Origin of the sequence: Streptomyces sp. TRM70350, from assembly GCF_019219825.1 — a bacterium.
In the GTDB taxonomy this organism is placed as follows: domain Bacteria; phylum Actinomycetota; class Actinomycetes; order Streptomycetales; family Streptomycetaceae; genus Streptomyces.
This window is the reverse complement of the sequence record NZ_JAHUXH010000001.1, coordinates 496178-512672: the sequence shown is the minus strand read 5'-3', so window position 1 is coordinate 512672 and position 16495 is coordinate 496178. Positions and strand designations below refer to the sequence as shown.

Annotated in this window: 15 protein-coding genes and 2 pseudogenes; 10 read left to right on the top strand and 7 right to left on the bottom strand. The window is 72.3% G+C overall.

Going from position 1 to position 16495, the window contains the following annotated elements:
- Window positions 1-25: 25 nt before the first annotated feature.
- Both KWI83_RS02350 and KWI83_RS02345 read right to left on the bottom strand, forming a co-directional pair.
- On the bottom strand, window positions 26-994 hold the full coding sequence (locus KWI83_RS02350) for a TerC family protein (protein ID WP_218512512.1): 969 nt from the start codon (window positions 992-994) through the stop codon (window positions 26-28).
- Window positions 995-1101: 107 nt separating this feature from the next.
- Window positions 1102-1491 carry a hypothetical protein gene (locus tag KWI83_RS02345; protein ID WP_218512511.1) on the bottom strand — a complete coding sequence of 130 codons (390 nt, stop codon included), beginning with the start codon at window positions 1489-1491 and terminating at the stop codon, window positions 1102-1104.
- A 153-nt stretch (window positions 1492-1644) separates the two neighbouring features.
- On the opposite strand from KWI83_RS02345, the gene KWI83_RS02340 reads away from it, so the two are divergent.
- The gene (locus tag KWI83_RS02340; RefSeq protein ID WP_218512727.1) at window positions 1645-1902 is read left to right on the top strand and encodes a DUF1876 domain-containing protein; all 258 of its coding nucleotides are present in this window, start codon (window positions 1645-1647) and stop codon (window positions 1900-1902) included.
- A 105-nt stretch (window positions 1903-2007) separates the two neighbouring features.
- Here the strand turns inward: KWI83_RS02340 and KWI83_RS02335 are convergent, their stop codons facing one another.
- On the bottom strand, window positions 2008-2883 hold the full coding sequence (locus KWI83_RS02335; RefSeq protein ID WP_218512510.1) for a universal stress protein: 876 nt from the start codon (window positions 2881-2883) through the stop codon (window positions 2008-2010).
- A 414-nt stretch (window positions 2884-3297) separates the two neighbouring features.
- Here KWI83_RS02335 and KWI83_RS02330 point away from each other — a divergent pair, with 414 nt between their 5' ends.
- The gene (locus tag KWI83_RS02330) at window positions 3298-3756 is read left to right on the top strand and encodes a Crp/Fnr family transcriptional regulator (protein WP_218512509.1); all 459 of its coding nucleotides are present in this window, start codon (window positions 3298-3300) and stop codon (window positions 3754-3756) included.
- Window positions 3757-3866: 110 nt separating this feature from the next.
- Window positions 3867-4319: a universal stress protein gene (locus KWI83_RS02325; RefSeq protein WP_218512508.1), complete on the top strand. Its 453-nt coding sequence runs from the start codon at window positions 3867-3869 to the stop codon at window positions 4317-4319.
- Here KWI83_RS02325 and KWI83_RS02320 read toward each other — a convergent pair.
- Entirely contained in the window at window positions 4285-4845 is a 561-nt protein-coding gene (locus tag KWI83_RS02320; RefSeq protein ID WP_256361616.1) for an OsmC family protein, read from the bottom strand. The two genes, KWI83_RS02325 and KWI83_RS02320, sit on opposite strands and share 35 nt — an antisense overlap.
- A gap of 28 nt (window positions 4846-4873) precedes the next feature.
- On the opposite strand from KWI83_RS02320, the pseudogene KWI83_RS02315 reads away from it, so the two are divergent.
- Window positions 4874-5955 (top strand): annotated as a pseudogene (locus KWI83_RS02315) (putative PEP-binding protein); the annotation flags it as partial.
- An 80-nt stretch (window positions 5956-6035) separates the two neighbouring features.
- On the opposite strand, the gene KWI83_RS02310 reads toward KWI83_RS02315, so the two are convergent.
- The gene (locus KWI83_RS02310) at window positions 6036-7427 is read right to left on the bottom strand and encodes a glycoside hydrolase family 43 protein (protein WP_218512507.1); all 1392 of its coding nucleotides are present in this window, start codon (window positions 7425-7427) and stop codon (window positions 6036-6038) included.
- Between the two features lie 238 nt (window positions 7428-7665).
- Between KWI83_RS02310 and KWI83_RS02305 the strand changes: the two are divergent.
- A pseudogene (locus KWI83_RS02305) lies at window positions 7666-9087 on the top strand (amidase); the annotation flags it as partial.
- Between the two features lie 24 nt (window positions 9088-9111).
- Window positions 9112-9609 carry a type II toxin-antitoxin system PemK/MazF family toxin gene (locus tag KWI83_RS38070; protein ID WP_308121974.1) on the top strand — a complete coding sequence of 166 codons (498 nt, stop codon included), beginning with the start codon at window positions 9112-9114 and terminating at the stop codon, window positions 9607-9609.
- On the opposite strand, the gene KWI83_RS02295 is transcribed toward KWI83_RS38070, so the two are convergent.
- Window positions 9594-10415, bottom strand: a complete 822-nt coding sequence (locus KWI83_RS02295) for a TIGR02452 family protein (protein ID WP_218512506.1) — start codon at window positions 10413-10415, stop codon at window positions 9594-9596. The two genes, KWI83_RS38070 and KWI83_RS02295, sit on opposite strands and share 16 nt — an antisense overlap.
- A 255-nt stretch (window positions 10416-10670) precedes the next feature.
- Here KWI83_RS02295 and egtA point away from each other — a divergent pair, with 255 nt between their 5' ends.
- Genes egtA through egtD form a run of 4 tightly spaced genes read left to right on the top strand, consistent with a single transcriptional unit; the run spans window position 10671 to window position 15065 of the window.
- Window positions 10671-11972, top strand: a complete 1302-nt coding sequence (gene egtA / locus KWI83_RS02290) for an ergothioneine biosynthesis glutamate--cysteine ligase EgtA (protein WP_218512505.1) — start codon at window positions 10671-10673, stop codon at window positions 11970-11972.
- Window positions 11969-13315 (top strand): ergothioneine biosynthesis protein EgtB, encoded by a 1347-nt coding sequence (gene egtB / locus KWI83_RS02285; RefSeq protein ID WP_218512504.1) that lies wholly within the window; start codon window positions 11969-11971, stop codon window positions 13313-13315. The genes egtA and egtB overlap by 4 nt, the downstream gene beginning before the upstream one ends.
- Window positions 13315-14106 (top strand): ergothioneine biosynthesis protein EgtC, encoded by a 792-nt coding sequence (egtC, locus tag KWI83_RS02280; RefSeq protein WP_218512503.1) that lies wholly within the window; start codon window positions 13315-13317, stop codon window positions 14104-14106. The genes egtB and egtC overlap by 1 nt, the downstream gene beginning before the upstream one ends.
- Complete coding sequence (egtD, locus tag KWI83_RS02275) at window positions 14103-15065, top strand: L-histidine N(alpha)-methyltransferase (RefSeq protein WP_218512502.1); 963 nt, start codon at window positions 14103-14105, stop codon at window positions 15063-15065. The genes egtC and egtD overlap by 4 nt, the downstream gene beginning before the upstream one ends.
- Here the strand turns inward: egtD and KWI83_RS02270 are convergent, their stop codons facing one another.
- Window positions 15066-16325, bottom strand: coding sequence for an extracellular solute-binding protein (locus KWI83_RS02270; RefSeq protein ID WP_218512501.1), 1260 nt, complete (start codon window positions 16323-16325; stop codon window positions 15066-15068).
- Window positions 16326-16495 lie beyond the last annotated feature (170 nt).

Here is a 16495-nt window from a genome sequence, read left to right as displayed (position 1 = left end):
GAGCGGGGACCGCCGTGGGCGAGAGTCAGGAGACGCCGATCTCGTCGCGGGGCTGCTGCTTGCGCGTGGCCCTGAGGCTCGTGAACGTCGTGACCGCGAGCACCAGCACGATGAAGCCCAGCGAGAACGGGATGCTGATCTCCGGGACGTGGACCCCGGACTCGTGCAGCGCGTGCAGCACCAGCTTGACGCCGATGAAGCCGAGGATGAGCGACAGGCCGTACGACAGGTGGACCAGCTTCTTCAGCAGGCCGCCGATGAGGAAGTACAGCTGCCTGAGGCCCATCAGCGCGAAGGCGTTGGCGGTGAAGACGATGTACGGGTCCTGGGTCAGCCCGTAGATGGCGGGGATGGAGTCCAGCGCGAACAGCACGTCGGTGGAACCGATGGCCAGCATCACGACCAGCATCGGGGTCATGACCCGCTTGCCGTTCTGCTCGATCCACAGCTTGGTGCCGTGATACCGGTCGGCCACACCGAAGCGCCGCTCGACGGCCTTGAGCAGCTTGTTCTCCTGGTACTCCTCCTCGTGCTGCTCCTTGCGCGCGTCCTGGATCAGCTTCCAGGCGGTCCAGATCAGGAAGGCGCCGAAGAGGTAGAACACCCACGAGAACGCCGAGATGATCGCCGCACCGGCCGCGATGAACACCGCGCGCAGCACCAGCGCCATCAGCACACCGATCATCAGCACCCGCTGCTGGTACTGCGCCGGTACCGAGAACTTCGCCATGATCAGGACGAAGACGAAGAGGTTGTCGACACTCAGTGACTTCTCGGTGATGTAACCGGCGAAGAACTCCCCGGCCGGCCCGCCACCGCCGTAGAAGACGAGCCCGACCCCGAACACGCAGGCCAGCACGATCCATACGATCGTCCAGGTGCCGGCTTCCCTGATCGACACCTCATGGGGTTTGCGGCCGATGAAGAAGTCGACGGCGACGAGGACACAGAGGACCGCAACGGTCAGCAGCCAGACGGTCGGCGAGACGTTCATAGGGTGGTACTCCAGGCGCTGGTGAGGAATCGCCAGCGTTGCCCGGCTGTTTGATCACTACCACCCGGAGAAGATGAACAAATGGTCTAGGAAATCTAAAAAGCAGGTCACTGGGTCCCCACCGTGGAGTGGCGGCGGAGGAACAGGTCGAACGCCTCCCCGACCTCCTCGTCCGTCGCCCCGGAGATCACCAGCACGTCGTCGCCCAGCGTCAGGCGCAGCGACGGGTGCCTGCCGTGGCACCGGCCCCACCACTCGCGGACGACGTTCAGGACCTCGCTCAGCCCGGAGGCGCCCGTGCCCAGGTTCACCATCAGGGCGCCGATCAGAGCGGTCTCTTCCGCCCGTGCGCCGGGCGGGACCGGTGGGCCGGGGACGGCCGTCACGTCGGCCAGGTCGAGCTGGAGCAGTTCCTCGCGCAGATATCCGGTGAGTCTCGCGACGTGCTCCGCTTCCGCCCCCTCCTCGGACAGGAGGATCTGCAACTGATTTTCCACCGGAAGCCCCTTGGTTCGTTGTGTATCAGTCTCTGCCGTCCGGCCTGCCGCGGCAAACCAGCCAGTGACCCAAGGCGCGGCGCTGGCGCGACGGCCGTTTCGGGCGCACGGTGGGGAGTGGCGGGGAAGAACCGTCGTACGGAAGTGATCACGATGGAAGCCAAGCAGTGGACCGTGCAGATCTACATCACCGAGGACGGTGACGACACGCGCGCACGTGCGGTGCTCACCACCGGCGAGACGTCGACCGTCATCGGCAGGGGCGTCGCCCGGCGGAACCCGGTCGACCGGCCCGTTCCCGAGATCGGCGACGAACTCGCCGCCAGCCGTGCCCTGGAGGATCTCGCCATCCGGCTGCACGACGTGGCCGCTGACGACATCATCGAGCTGGCGGGTCCGCTCCGCACGTGACGGCGGAGACGGGCACAGGGGGCGGCGGGCCCGCCGGGAAGGTCCGGGTTGCGGTGACCGGCGTTCATCGTGGCACACCGGCCCGTCATCGCACGCTCCGGCCGGTCATCCCGGCTGCGGCACCACCGCCACCGGGCACGCCGCGTGGTGCAGCAGGGTGTGGCTCACCCGGCCGAGTTGCAGGCCGAAGTGGCCGGACCTGCGCCGCGCCCCGAGGATGACGAGGTCGGCGGCGGCCGAGCGGTGCACGAGCACCTTGCGGGCCGGGCCCTCGACCGTCGTACGGCTCGTCCGCACCGCCGGGTGGTCGGCCGTCGCCCCGGCGAGCAGCGCGTCCAGCACGGCGGAGGCCCGCTCCTCGTACTGCCGCGCCGACTCCTGGGCCGCCGCCCGATGGCCGGGGGGCTCGTACGCCGGGCGGCGCCAGGCGCGTACGACGTCGAGGGTGCATCCGCGTGCCTCGGCCTCCCGGAAGGCGAACCGCACCGCCTCGCCGCACGCCTCGGGCTCCCCGGCGCCGAGCAGGATCCGCCCGTGGGTGCCGGCCAGACCGGCCCGGTCACCCCGGACCACGATCACCGGGCAGGGCGCGCGGCCCGCGACGGCCAGGCCGACCGAGCCGAGCAGCAGTCCTGTCAGTTCACCGCGACCGCGCGAGCCGGTCACCAGGGCGGTGGCGCGACGGCCCTCCTCCAGCAGGGCGGACACCGCGTCCGCGGGGATCGTGTCGGTGGCGATCCTGGCGTCGGCGTTGCGCCGTCGGGCGCGCTCGGCGGCAGAGCCGACGATGTACTCCGCCAGCGCCTGCTCCGAGGGGCGTTCGGGGCTTGTCGCCGGGACGACGCCCTCGTAGCGCTCCCACAAGGAGGCGTAGATCAGCCGCAGCGGCAGACCGTGCCGGGCGGCCTCGTCCACCGCCCAGTCGACCGCGTGGAGACTGCCGTTCGATCCGTCGACGCCCACGACCAGGGGCAGTTCCATCGTCCCCACCGCCTTTCACCGGCAGCGACCTGGTCCTCCTGTCACGGTCGCATCCCACGCTCGCGGCAGGTAGGGCGTCGGCCCGGGACCGAACGGCCCTGGCGCCCGCGCGGTCCGCGTGGTGTGCTGTAGGGGGACGGGAAGGACCAGAGAAAGACGCGGGGAAGCGGCCCTCACCGCGCACCGCGCAATCAGGATCCGCGAGAAGTGGATGTCCTTCCCGTCCCTCAGGCCGAGGCGCTGTTCTCCCGCCCCTTTTGGGCCGAAGGACCCACGCTCAGGGCCCGTGCGGCCCGTGGTGCTCCCGCCCGGGCGGGAAGAGCCTGGCATCAGCAGGCCCCACCGCTCCCGGAGAGCACGACGACCGGTCGATCCTGGGCCGGTCGCGGCGGCCGGAACGAAAGGAACGGAGCGGTGACCTCCACCACCACCTCGGCCGGAAGCCTCCCGGCCAAGCACCGCGAACGGCTGATGCGGACCGCCCGCGAGGTCTCCTTCGACGAGGGCACCCGCCTGTTCGCGGAGGGCCGGCGCGCCGACCGGTTCTGGATCATCCGGACCGGCATGGTCACGCTCGACCTGTACGTACCCGGCCGCCGCGCCGCCGTCATCGAGTCGCCGGGGCCCGCCCAACTGGCCGGCTGGTCCTGGCACTTCCGGCCGTACCCCCGGTATCTGGGCGCCGAGGCCCTGAGCCCCGTGCGGGCCTGGGAGTTCGACGCGGAGGCCGTACGGGCCCTGTGCGCACAGGACGCGGAGTTCGGCCGGGCGATCGCCGAATGGGTCGGCCATGTGGTCGCCGACCGGCTGCACGCGGCCCGGATCCGGCTGCTGGATCTGTACGCCCCGTACGGCAGCGGGAGCCGGATATGAACACCCGACGAAGCCCGGCGTCGCGCCGCCTGCGGGATGCCCCGGCTGGCGCGGCGCTGCGTGTGCGGGCAGCGTGGAGCTGAAGACATCGACTGCTGAGTGAGGTGGCCATGCATACCTCTGAGCCGGTACCGCGGGTGGTCGTGGGCGTGGACGGTTCCCCGTCGTCGTACGCGGCGCTGCGCTGGGCGGCCCGGTACGCGCAGTCCGTCGGCGGTGTCGTGGAGGCGGTACACGCCTGGGACACACCGTCGTCCGTCGGCTGGAGCGGACCCGCGATCGACCCGGCGTTCGACATGGAGCAGGCCCGAGAGCGTTTCACGGAGGAGCTGCGCACCGTCTTCAAGGACGAGCACCCGGCCGGGCTGCGCGAGGAGCTCGTGGAGGGCGACCCGTCGGAGGCGCTGATCCGGGCCTCGCAAGGAGCCGAGCTCCTCGTCGTCGGCAGCCGCGGCCGGGGTGGCTTCGCCCGGGCGATGCTGGGATCGGTCAGCCAGCGCTGCGCCCAGCACGCGGCGTGCCCCGTGGTCATCGTCCGGCAGGACCAGGACCCGGCGCACTGATCGTTTCGTCCTCGCCGCAGCTCACGTTGGTCACCGTGCAGTGCGAGACCACCGCACGCAGCGCGGCCAGCCGTTCGGACGGCAGGGAGGGCGCCCGGACGGTCAGCGCGAGGGCGGCGACCCGGGCGGGCCGGTCGTCGGCCTTCCGGAACTCCGCCGGCACGGACAAGGCCACCGGCGCCACGAAGAGCTCCACGGGCGTGGGTGCGGTGTCCGTTCCCCTGGCGGACTGCGGTTGGTCGGCCATCAGGACGTGGCCACGGGTCCGTATCTCGAAGGCGTCGCCCGCCACGGGCACCGCCTCGACCTCTCCGGGCAGGGCGGCGGCTCGTGGGTCCACGGCCGCGGCCTGGCAGAGCAGCGGTCCCGCGAGGCGCCGGGCCTCCTCGGCCGTGAGGGACGCCCACAACTCGCCCTCGTCGTGGGGCGCGCACGAGGTGTCCAGTACGACGCGTCCCATGGGGGCGGGCAGGCCGTGCGGCGCGAATCGGGTCACGTTGATCGTGCGCCCGCAGCGCGTTTCCATCCTCATCACCTCTCCCCTCTCGGGCGACGTGGCCGACGCCGTGGCGACCGCACTGCAACGAGCCGACGGCGTACGGCGGCTGGAGGTGCGGGCCAACGCCGACACCTCCGAGGACGCCGCACGCGCCCGCCGGTTCGGCGCTCAGGGCATCGGTCTGTGCCGCACCGAGCACATGTTCCTCGGCGAGCGCCGCAAGCTGGTCGAGGAGATCGTCCTGGCCCGCACGGCCGCCCGCCGCGACCGCGCGCCGGCCGCGCTGCTGCCGCTGCAGCGCCAGGACTTCATCGGCATCCTGGAGGCGATGGACGGCCTTCCGGTCACCATCCGCCTCCTCGACCCGCCGCTGCACGAGTTCCTGCCCGACCGCACCGACCTCGCGGTGCGCATCGCGACCGCCGAGGCCCGCGGCAGCCTGCCCGACCCGCACGACGTGGAGTTGCTCGCAGGGGTGAGCCGCCTGCACGAGGCGAACCCGATGCTCGGCCTGCGCGGCGTACGCCTCGGCCTGGTGGTCCCGGGCCTGGTCGCCCTGCAGGTGCGGGCCGTCGCGGAGGCGGTCGTGGAGCGCACCAGAACGGGCGGAACCCCGATCGCGGAGATCATGGTGCCGCTGATCGGCTCCGTCGAGGAACTCCGGCTCGAACGCGACGAGGTGGAACGGGTGCCGGCCGACGTCTCCGCGGAGACCGGCGTCCCCGTGAGCTGCCCGGTCGGCACCATGATCGAGCTGCCCCGGGCCGCGCTGACGGCGGGCCGGATCGCCGAGCAGGCAGACTTCTTCTCCTTCGGCACGAACGACCTGCCGCAGACCACCTGGGGCTTCTCCCGTGACGACGCCGAGGCCGAGTTCTTCTCCGCCTACCTCGACAAGGGCGTCTTCCCGGTCTCCCCGTTCGAGACGATCGACCGCGAGGGCGTCGGCCGACTGGTCGCACTCGCCACCGCCACGGGCCGCACCGCACACCCCGGCCTGAAGATCGGCGTCTGCGGCGAGCAGGCGGCGACCCGGACTCGATCCACTTCTTCCACGCCACCGGCCTGGGCTACGTCTCCTGCTCGCCGTTCCGTGTCCCGGTCGCCCGACTGGAGGCGGGACGGGCCGCGCTCTGATCGTGAGTGAATCGCTGATCAGCCCAGCGGTTCTTCGAGGTCTCCGTCGTTCCGCAGGGCCTGGTCGGCTGTCTCGCAGGCTAGGCCCAGGCGGTCACCGGGACGAACGAGCTGTCCTGGCGGAACAGGTCCGTGCCGTCCGGCAGGTCGACGCGGAGCTGGTAGTCGTAGTGGCGGAGGTAGCGGCCCGGGAAGTTGTACGACTCGAAGCGGATCGAGCCCGACGCGGTGCCGGTACGGGCGATGAACGTGGCGTCGCGGGCGAACGTCGTCGTGCCGTCGTTCGGGTCGAAGCGGCCGCGGAAGCCGTAGTGGCGCAGGTAGTTGCCGGTGGAGTCGCGGAACGAGTACGCGCCCGCGTCGGCCAGGCCGGGGACGACCGTGAAGGTGGCGGCCTGCCGCTCGGCGGTGGTGCTGGAGGCGGTCACCACGGGGAGGTTGAGCAGGGTGGACTGCTTCTGCCAGTAACGGGTGGTGTAGTTGGCCGAGCGGAAGGAGCGGGTGACGTTCCTGGCCAGGGTCACGCCGCCCGGCACCGTCTCCTTGAGGACCGTGAAGTGGCGGGCCGTGCCGGAGATTCCGGGCAGGGCGCGCGGTGCGGTCCAGGTCGCGAAGGTGTCGTAGCTGTCGCTGTAGTAGTAGGTGCCGTCGCCGTAACCGTCGAAGAAGATGCGCCAGGCGCCGTTGTCGAGCTGCACCAGCGCCGGGCCCTCGCGGTAGCTGCCCCAGCCCGCCCAGTCGCCGGTGCGGTGGATGGTGTAGGGGCCGGTGAGGCTGGAGGCGGTGGCGTACTCGATGTACTTGGTGGTCTCGTTCTTCGGGAAGGCGTGGTAGGTCGAGCCGATCCGCACGATGAACGTGTCGATGTGGTTGGCGCCGATGCCGGACAGGGCGACCGGTGAAGTCCACGCGGACAGCGCCGAGTCGGTGGCGCGCAGCCGGTACGGGGTGAAGATCCACTCGTTGTCGGTGGTGGAGCAGGACACGATGACGTTCACGCTGCCGTCGCTGTCGACGAACCACTCCGGCGCCCACGCGCGCGACAGGTTGGCGATCGGGACTGGATAGTCGTAGAGGAAGGTCCAGTTGACGCGGTCCGTGCTGCGCGCGAAGCCGATGGTGGTGCTGGTGTCCTGCCAGGTGTGCGTGGTGTAGGTGATGTAGTAGTAGCCGTCGGTGTGCCGGAAGATCGCGGCGTCGCGGATCCGGTTGCTGGGCGGGGTGTACGCCGACGAGCGCACGAGCCGGAAGTCGGTGGCGTCGTCGGACTGGTAGACGTTCACCGTGCCGTCGTTGCTGTTGAGGAACGGGACGATGGTGTAGCGGGTGGCGGAGCCGCTGGGCGGGGCGGCGGCCGCGGCGGTGCCGAGCGTGCCGGGCAGTTCGCCGAGCACGAGCGCCGAGGCGGGCAGGGCGGCGAGGGTGCGCAGCAGGGTGCGGCGGGACGGGGATGCGGGGCGGGGTGGGGTCATGCGCGGCTCTCCTCTGACCCAGGGTTCGGTATTCCGAACAAAGTTCGGCAAGTCGGTCAGAAAGTAGAGGTGGGGTCGCAGGGCGTCAATGCTTCGCGCACGATGGAACGAGGCATGCGGGAAAGTCCTGGTCGATGTGGCGGACCGGAGCACGCAACCGGCTTTCTTTCAAGCCCGTTCCCCCGAAGCCCTGCTGACGTTACCGTTCGGTAGACCACCCGCTCCGGAGGTGTCCCGCATGACGCCCGCCCCTTCCGCCGGCCTGGCGGAGACCGCCCGTGCGCTCGCCGACGGCGAGGTGACCTCGCGCGCCCTCGCCGAGGCGGCCCTGGCCCGGATCGAGGCGACGCAGGGCACGCTGAACGCCTTCCGGATCGTCCGGGCCGAGGCGGCGCTCGCCGAGGCCGAGGTCGCCGACCGGGAACTGGCCGCCGGGGCGCGCCGCCCGCTGCTCGGCGTGCCCGTCGCCGTCAAGGACGACATGGACGTGGCCGGTGAGCCGACCGCGTTCGGCTGCCCGGGGTCGTTCGCGCCGGTCGCCGAGGACTGCGAGGCGGTACGGCGGCTGCGCGCGGCCGGCGCGGTGATCGTCGGCAAGACCAACACCTGCGAACTGGGACAGTGGCCGTTCACCGAGGGGCCCGCGTTCGGCGCGACCCGCAACCCGTGGAACCCCCAGCACACGCCGGGCGGTTCGTCGGGCGGCTCGGCGGCGGCGGTCGCGGCGGGCCTGGTGCCGGCCGCGCTCGGCTCGGACGGCGCGGGTTCGGTGCGCATCCCGGCGTCCTGGACCCATCTGATCGGCATCAAGCCGCAGCGCGGGCGCATCTCGACCTGGCCGCGCGGCGAGTCGTTCCAGGGCATCACGGTCAACGGCACCCTGGCCCGTACGGTCGCGGACGCGGCGCTGCTGCTGGACTCGGCCGGCGGCAACCACGACCTGGACCCGCACCGGCCGCCCACGCTCGACGTGTCCGAGGCGGTGGGCCGCGACCCCGGCCGACTGCGCATCGCCCTCGCGCTGAAGCCGCCGTTCACCGCGCTGCCCGCCCGGCTGCATCCGGAGATCCGGGCCCGGGTCGTCGAACTCGCCGAGAAACTGGCCGCGTTGGGCCACACGGTCGAGGAGGCCGACCCGCCCTACGGTCAGATCGGGCTGACCTTCGTCCCGCGCGCCACGGTCGGTGTCGCCGAGCGGGTCCGCGAGGCCCCCGACCCCGCGCTGCTCGACCCGCGCACCAGGGACGCGGCACGGCTCGGGCGGCTGCTCGGCGGGGCGCCGCTGCGGGCGGCACGGCGTGCGGAGGCGGTCCTGCACCGCCGTATCGGCGCGTTCTTCACGTCGTACGACGTGATCGTCGCGCCGACCACGGCCGCTCCCCCGCCCCGGATCGGCGCCATGCTGAGGCTCGGCGGACTGGCCACCGACCGGGCGGTGATCGCGGCCTGCCCGTATGCCTGGCCGTGGAACGTGCTGGGGTGGCCCGGCGTCAACGTTCCGGCCGGTTTCGTCAGCGGCGGACTCCCGGTCGGGGCGCAGCTGTTGGGTCCCGCGCACAGCGAGCCGCTGCTCGTCTCCCTCGCCGCGCAACTGGAGGCGGACCTGCGCTGGCACGAGCTGCGCCCGCCGGAGCCGGTCGCCTCTCAGTCCCCTGCGGCACAAGGGTTTTCGCCGCCCGTTACCGTGACCCCCGTGACTGCCTTCACGGATGAGACCGCCCCCGGCCGCTTCGGCCCCACCGCGACCACCGAGGCCGACCCGCGCGAGGTCGGCCGGGTGCGCACCGAGTACTCGCCCGCGCACGACGGCGACCCGGACCCCGGGGAGATCGTGTGGACGTGGGTGCCCTACGAGGAGAACGACGGGCGGGGCAAGGACCGCCCGGTGCTGGTGGTGGCCCGGGAGGCGGCGGGTACGTTCCTCGCCGTGCAGTTGTCGAGCAAGCGGCATGACGGTGAGACAAGGGGCGCGGCCAAGCCGCTCCAGGGGAGCCGGGGCTCGGCCCGGTGGGTGCCGATCGGGAACGGGCCGTGGGACCGGTCGGGACGGGACTCCTGGGTGGACGTGGACCGGGTGCTGCGGCTGCACGAGGAGGGCATGCGGCGGGAGGCGTGCGCCCTGGACCGGATGCGCTTCAACCTGGTCCGGCACCGGCTGCGCGAGCGCTACGGCTGGAGCTGACGTTCCGGGAACGCGCGGACGAACGCCTCCCGGGTCACCGCCCCGGGCGTCCGGTCCAGCACCGCGAACGCCACCTGCCCGAACCGTCCCGCGAACCGTCCGCCCGGCCCCAGCAGATCCCGGAAGGCGCCCGCGACCTGCGCCGGATCGTTCTGGAACACCCCGCATCCCCAGGCACCCAGGACCAGCCGGCGGTAGCCGTGGCAGGCGGCGGTCTCCAGGACGCGCTCGGCGCGTACGGCGAGGGCGTACGGGACTTCGGCCGCCCGCTCCGGCGCCGTACGGCGCACCACCCCGGCGTTCGGAGCCGCCGCGGTCAGGAACCCGGCCGTGTACGGCTCGTCCAGCAGGCGGCCGCGGTCGTCGCGGAAGACGGGCACGGCGGGCGAATGGATGACACGGTCGGAGTAGAACGGGTCGCGGTGGGCGCGGTGATGGTCGTAGAACTCCGGGACCCGCAGCAGGCACGTGTACAGCGCGGAGGCGCGGCACAGGGCCTCCTCCTGGGCCTGGGCGCCGTTGAGGAAGCCGCCACCGGGGTTGCGGGCGGAGGCGAAGTTCAGGACCGCCGCGTCACCGATCCGGCGGGCCGCCTCCAGGCTGCTCTCGCCCGTGACCTCGACGAGGGTGTCCACCGGCGGCGCGGGCGCCACCGGCACCGGCACCGGGCCGTACATCCGGGTCCCGGCGCGCGCGGCCTCGACCGCCTCGGCGATGGACATCGTACGCCCGTTCGACGCCTGATAGGCGCCCGTGGCCACGATCTGCTCGGTCTCCCGCGCGATGGCTCGCAGGCGCGCGCTCATGGCGCCACCCCCGTGGGCGCCACGACCGCGCGCCCCGCGATCTCCCCCGTCGTGCTCATGAACGCATCGTGAGCGACGCTGGTCCTGCGGTGCAACAGAGTTTCCCGGACCCCCGGGCGCGGGCATCCGGTCCGCAAAGTCCCGGTGTGCACCCTTGTGCGAAGCGACGCGAGGGTCTTGGGTGGGACGGGTGTGCCGGTCCGGCTTGCCCTTCGCCGGATCGGCGGCATGGTGGAATCTCAGGAGGATCCCGACATGTCCGAATCAGTCAACGGCTGTACGGCGCCCCGTACAGCCGTCACAGAACCGGAAGTGGAGGCCCTGGTCCGGGGCATCTGCTTCAAGACCGGGCCGCCGCGCACCGTCGGCGTCGAAGTGGAATGGCTCGTCCACGAGCTGCGCACTCCGCAGCTCCCCATGACACCCGAACGACTCGAAGCGGCCTACGCCGCACTGCGCACCGTCCCTCTGAGGTCGGCGCTGACCGTCGAACCCGGCGGACAGCTGGAGCTGAGCTCCCCGCCCGCCGCCTCCCTGATGGAGTGCGTGGACACCGTCTCCACCGACCTGGACGCCGTTCGCGCCGAACTGCGTGAGCACGATCTCGGCCTCCTCGGCATCGGCCACGACCCGTGGCACGCCCCCCGCCGGTTCCTGCGCGAGCCGCGCTACGAGGCGATGGAGACCTGCCTCGACCGCACCGGCCCGGCCGGTCGCGCCATGATGTGCACCTCGGCCTCGGTCCAGGTGTGCCTGGACGCCGGGTACGAGGAGCCGGGCCCGCTCGGCCATGTGCGGCGCTGGTGGCTGGCGCACCAGTTGGGCGCGGTCCTGCTGGCCGCGTTCGCCAACTCCCCGCTGGCCGGTCACCAGCCCACCGGCTGGCGGTCCACCCGGCAGCTGCGCTGGGTGGAGATCGGCGCGGACCGGGCGGGTGCGCCCGTCCTGGACGCCGATCCCCGGGGCGCCTGGGCCCGGCATGTGCTGGACGCCCCGGTGATGTGCGTGCGGCAGGACGGCGGCCCCTGGCACGTGCCGGACGGGGTCACCTTCCGGGACTGGACCCGATCGGGGGCGCCCAGGCCACCGACCTGGGACGACCTCGACTACCACATGACCACGCTGTTCCCGCCGGTCCGGCCGCGCGGCCATCTGGAGCTGCGCATGATCGACGCGCAGCCCGGCGAGAACGGGTGGATCGTGCCGCTCGCCGTGACGACGGCCCTGTTCGACGACCCCGAGGCCGCGGAGACCGCGTACCGCGCGGTGAAACCCCTGACCGAGCGCACCGGGGCACGGCCCGCGCCGCACAACCCGCTGTGGCTCGACGCGGCCCGGCAGGGGCTGGCCGACCGGGAGTTGCACGAGGTGGCCGTCGAGTGCTTCGCGACGGCGCTGCGGGCGCTGCCCCGGCTCGGCGCGTCCACCGAGGTCACGGACGCCGTCGCCGCGTACATGGACCGCTATGTCATCCGGGGCCGCTGCCCCGCCGACGACCTGCTCGACAGCCCGCGCGGCGAGGACCGCCGCGCGCACGGGAAGGACCTGCGCACATGACCGACCCCGCCACCGACACGGAGACCGAGACCGACACCGAGACCGACACCGAGGCCTTCCGTGAGCGCGCCCTGACCTCGCTCACCACCGCGCGGGACCGCACCACCCTGCTGACCAGCTGCGTGGAGGAACCCGACCTGACCGCCCAGCACTCGCCGCTGATGTCCCCGCTGGTGTGGGACCTCGCGCACATCGGCAACCAGGAGGAGCTCTGGCTGCTGCGCGCGGTCGCCGGCCAGGAGGCGATACGGCCCGAGATCGACAGCCTGTACGACGCCTTCGAGCACCCGCGCGCGGAGCGCCCGTCGCTGCCGCTGCTGCCGCCCGCCGAGGCCCGCCGGTACGCGGCCGAGGTGCGCGGCCGGGCCCTGGACGTACTGGCGGACACCGCCTTTCACGGAACGCGGCTGACGGAGGCGGGTTTCGCCTTCGGGATGATCGCACAGCACGAACAGCAGCACGATGAGACCATGCTGATCACCCATCAGCTCCGCAAGGGTCCGCAGGCCCTGCACGCCCCCGACCCGGAGCCCGTGCCGCTGTTCACCGGTCCGGCCGAAGTCCTGGTGCCCGGCGGCCCGTTCACCATGGGCACCTCCACCGAGCCGTGGGCGCTGGACAACGAACGGCCCGCGCACCGGCGGGAGGTGGCCTCGTTCTACATCGACACCACACCGGTCACGAACGGTGCGTATCTCGCGTTCATCGAGGACGGCGGCTACGACGACCCGCGCTGGTGGACGGCGGACGGCTGGGCGCACATCCGCCGCACCAACATCCACGCCCCGCTGTTCTGGCGGCGCGACGGCGGCCAGTGGCTCAGGCGGCGTTTCGGTGTCACCGAGGCCGTGCCGCCCGACGAGCCGGTACTGCATGTGTGCTGGTACGAGGCCGACGCCTACGCCCGCTGGGCCGGGCGGCGGCTGCCCACCGAGGCGGAGTGGGAGAAGGCGGCCCGCTTCGACCCGGCGACCGGCGGTTCGACGCGCTACCCGTGGGGCGACGCCGACCCGGCGCCCGAGCACGCCAACCTGGGCCAGCGGCATCTGCGCCCGGCACCGGCGGGCAGCTATCCGGCCGGTGAGTCGCCACTGGGCGTACGGCAGTTGATCGGCGACGTGTGGGAGTGGACGGCCAGCGACTTCCTGCCGTACCCCGGTTTTCAGGCGTTCCCGTACAAGGAGTACTCCGAGGTGTTCTTCGGGCCCGAGTACAAGGTGCTGCGCGGCGGTTCGTTCGCCGTGGACGCGGTGGCCTGCCGGGGCACCTTCCGCAACTGGGACTATCCGATCCGGCGGCAGATCTTCTCCGGCTTCCGCACCGCCCGCTCGGGGGACGTCTGATGTGCCGTCACCTGGCGTACACCGGGCCCGAGGAAACCCTCGGCAGGCTGCTGGTGGAGCCCCCGTTCGGCCTGTACCGGCAGTCGTGGGCGCCACGCCGCCAGCGGTACGGCACCGTCAACGCCGACGGCTTCGGGGTCGGCTGGTACGCGCAGGGCGATCCGCTGCCGGCGCGCTACCGGCGGGCCGGGCCCATCTGGGCGGACCTGTCCTTCGCCGATCTGGCCCGGGTCGTGCGCACCCGGACGCTGCTCGCCGCGGTGCGGGACGCGACGCTGGCGGGCGCCGACGCGGAGGCCGCGGCGGCGCCGTTCGCCGCGGGATCCTGGCTGTTCAGCCACAACGGCGCCGTGACGGGCTGGCCGCACTCACTCGCCGGGCTCGCCCACGGTCTGCCCCCGGTGGACCTGCTGTCCCTGGAGGCCCGCAACGACTCCGCGCTCGTGTGGGCGCTCGTCCTCGCCCGGCTGCGCGCGGGCGACGACCTGGGCCGGGCGCTGGCCGACACGGTCCCGGAGATCGCCGCGGCGGCCCCGGACTCCCGGCTCAACCTGCTGCTGACCGACGGCGAGTCCATCGCCGCGACGGCCTGGGGCGACACCCTGTGGTATCTCCCCCGGCCGGGCGGCGGAACGGTCGTGGCCTCGGAACCGTACGACGACGATCCGCGCTGGCACGAGGTGCCCGACCGCACCCTGCTGGCGGCGAGCGGCACCGACGTGCAGCTCACCCCGCTGAAGGAGCCGAGCGACACCTCGGCGGCCGCACCGTTGAAGGAGCCCCACACGTGAGTCCGTTCCTGCTCACCCGCACCCTGCCCGAGGACGCCACGGAGGCCGCGCTGCGCGCCGACGTCCAGCAGGGCCTGACGAACTCGCCCAAGACGCTGCCGCCGAAGTGGTTCTACGACGCCCACGGCAGCGATCTGTTCGAACAGATCACCGAACTGCCCGAGTACTACCCGACGCGCGCCGAACGGGAGATCCTCGTCGCCCGTGCCGCCGAGATCGCCGTGGCGACCGGCGCCCGCACCCTCGTCGAGCTGGGCTCCGGCTCCTCGGAGAAGACGCGGTACCTGCTCGACGCGCTGACCGGGCTGCACACGTACGTCCCGGTCGACGTCAGCGACAGCGCCCTCACCCAGGCCGGGCACGCGCTCATCGCGGAGCGGCCCGGCCTGAACGTGCACGCGCTGATCGCCGACTTCACCGTGGCGCTCGAACTGCCCGACACGCCGGGCCCCCGGCTGGTGGCGTTCCTCGGCGGCACGATCGGCAATCTGCTCCCCGACGAGCGCGCAGTGTTCCTGGCAGCGGTCCGCGCCCTGCTCTCCCCCGGCGACGCGCTGCTGCTCGGCACCGACCTGGTCAAGGACGAGCAGGTGCTGGTCCGGGCGTACGACGACGCGGCCGGGGTGACGGCGGCGTTCAACAAGAACGTCCTGGCGGTCGTCAACCGTGAGCTGGGCGCCGACTTCGATCCCGGCGCCTTCGACCATGTGGCCCTGTGGGACGCCGGGAACGAGTGGATCGAGATGCGGCTGCGCTCCCGTACCGCGCAGACCGTGAAGATTCCCTCGCTCGATCTCGCCGTCGACTTCGCGGCGGGCGAGGAGCTGCGCACCGAGGTGTCGGCGAAGTTCCGGAAGGAGGGGGTGCGCGCCGAACTGGCCTCTGCAGGGCTGGAGTTGTCCCACTGGTGGACGGACGGCGAGGGCCGTTTCGCGCTCTCGCTGAGCACCGTCGGCTGATCAGCCGAGGGGGACCGCCAGCGCCTCCGTGATCCGGCGGGAGGCGCGGCGGGCCTCCGCCTGCGGGTCGGCGCCGGTGAGCACCCGGGTCATGTACTCCTTGATCGGGTTGTCCGCCTCGACGGCCGCCCACTCGGGCGTGCTGGGGGTCGCCCGCCCCTGCGCGGCACCGGCCGCCATGGCGGCGACCCCCTCCTCGCCCGCGACGGCCCCGGCGAGGGTCGTCTTGTTGGGGACGTAGTTCATGGTCCGGGCCAGTTCGGTGTTCCACTTGGCGCCGGTGAGTTCCTCGACGACCGCGATGGCGCCGTCGCGCTGGTCGGTGTTCTTCGGTACGACGAGGTCGGAGCCGCCGGTGAAGACCGCGCCGGGCTTGTCGGCGGACTTGCCCGGGACGGGGAAGAAGCCCAGCTTGCCGTCGAGTTCGGGGTTCTGCTGGACGATCGCCCGGGCCTGGCCCGGTACGGCCACGATCTGGGCGACCTTCCCTTCGGCGAACACCCCGGCCTGCGGCGGGTGTTCCTCGTCGGCGTCGACCGGGCCCTCGCCGAGCGCCTGGAGCCGGCGGTAGAAGTCCATGCCGCGCAGGGCGGCCGGGGTGTCCAGGGTGCCGGTCCAGACGCCGCCGCTCTCCTGCGCGAGGTCGCCGCCCTCGTCCCAGATGAAGCCGGAGAGCGTGTACCAGTCCTGTCCGGCCAGGTAGATCCCCTGGGTGCCGCCGGAGTTGAGCTTCTCGGTGGCGGCGAGCCACTCCTCGCGGGTCTTCGGCGGGTCGGCGATCCCGGCCTGCTCGAAGAGGTCCTTGCGGTAGATGACGACGCGGTTCGCCGCGTACCAGGGGATGCCGTACTGCGTCGACCGCTGGCGGCCCGGTTCGGCGAGGCCGGGCAGCCAGTCGCGCATGCCCCAGTCCCGCAGCGACTCCAGCGTCAGGTCGAGCAGGCCGCCGCCGTCGACGTACTGCGGGACCTGGGTGTTGCCGACCTCGATCACATCGGGCCCGTCAGGGGTGTCGGCCTCCAGCACGGCCTGCACCTTCTCGCCGATGCCGGTCCACTCCTGGATGCGGATGTCGAGGTCGAGGGCGCCGTGCGTGCGCTCGAACTCCTCGGTGAACCGCTCCAGGAACTCCGAGGAGGCGCTGTCCTTCATCAGCCACACGGTGACCGTGCGCCGTTCGGTCCCGCTCGACGGGACGAGCGCGCACCCGCCGAGGAGGGAGGCGGACACGCAGGCGAGGGCGAGGAGGCGAAGCTTCACGGCGGTCCTGTTCTGTCTGGCGGACAGGGGGAAAGGGCCCGACGTGGGGGGAACGAGCCGTGGGCTCGTACGGGTGTGCTGGATTTTGGTATGGACCAATACGGGAGGTCAAGGGATTCCGGGGAAGGCGGGCGACGCCTCGCGCTCCGCTGCCGCTTGGGGCACGGTGG

Bases quoted from the DNA above. Each gene is read 5' to 3' on its own strand.
- KWI83_RS02310 (WP_218512507.1), bottom strand. From the start codon at position 7,427: ATGACCCCACCCCGCCCCGCATCCCCGTCCCGCCGCACCCTGCTGCGC.
- egtC (WP_218512503.1), top strand. From the start codon at position 13,315: ATGTGCCGTCACCTGGCGTACACCGGGCCCGAGGAAACCCTCGGCAGG.
- KWI83_RS02340 (WP_218512727.1), top strand. From the start codon at position 1,645: ATGGAAGCCAAGCAGTGGACCGTGCAGATCTACATCACCGAGGACGGT.
- egtA (WP_218512505.1), top strand. From the start codon at position 10,671: ATGTCCGAATCAGTCAACGGCTGTACGGCGCCCCGTACAGCCGTCACA.
- KWI83_RS02350 (WP_218512512.1), bottom strand. From the start codon at position 994: ATGAACGTCTCGCCGACCGTCTGGCTGCTGACCGTTGCGGTCCTCTGT.
- KWI83_RS02325 (WP_218512508.1), top strand. From the start codon at position 3,867: ATGCATACCTCTGAGCCGGTACCGCGGGTGGTCGTGGGCGTGGACGGT.
- KWI83_RS02295 (WP_218512506.1), bottom strand. From the start codon at position 10,415: ATGAGCGCGCGCCTGCGAGCCATCGCGCGGGAGACCGAGCAGATCGTG.
- KWI83_RS02320 (WP_256361616.1), bottom strand. From the start codon at position 4,845: ATGGAAACGCGCTGCGGGCGCACGATCAACGTGACCCGATTCGCGCCG.
- KWI83_RS02335 (WP_218512510.1), bottom strand. From the start codon at position 2,883: ATGGAACTGCCCCTGGTCGTGGGCGTCGACGGATCGAACGGCAGTCTC.
- egtB (WP_218512504.1), top strand. From the start codon at position 11,969: ATGACCGACCCCGCCACCGACACGGAGACCGAGACCGACACCGAGACC.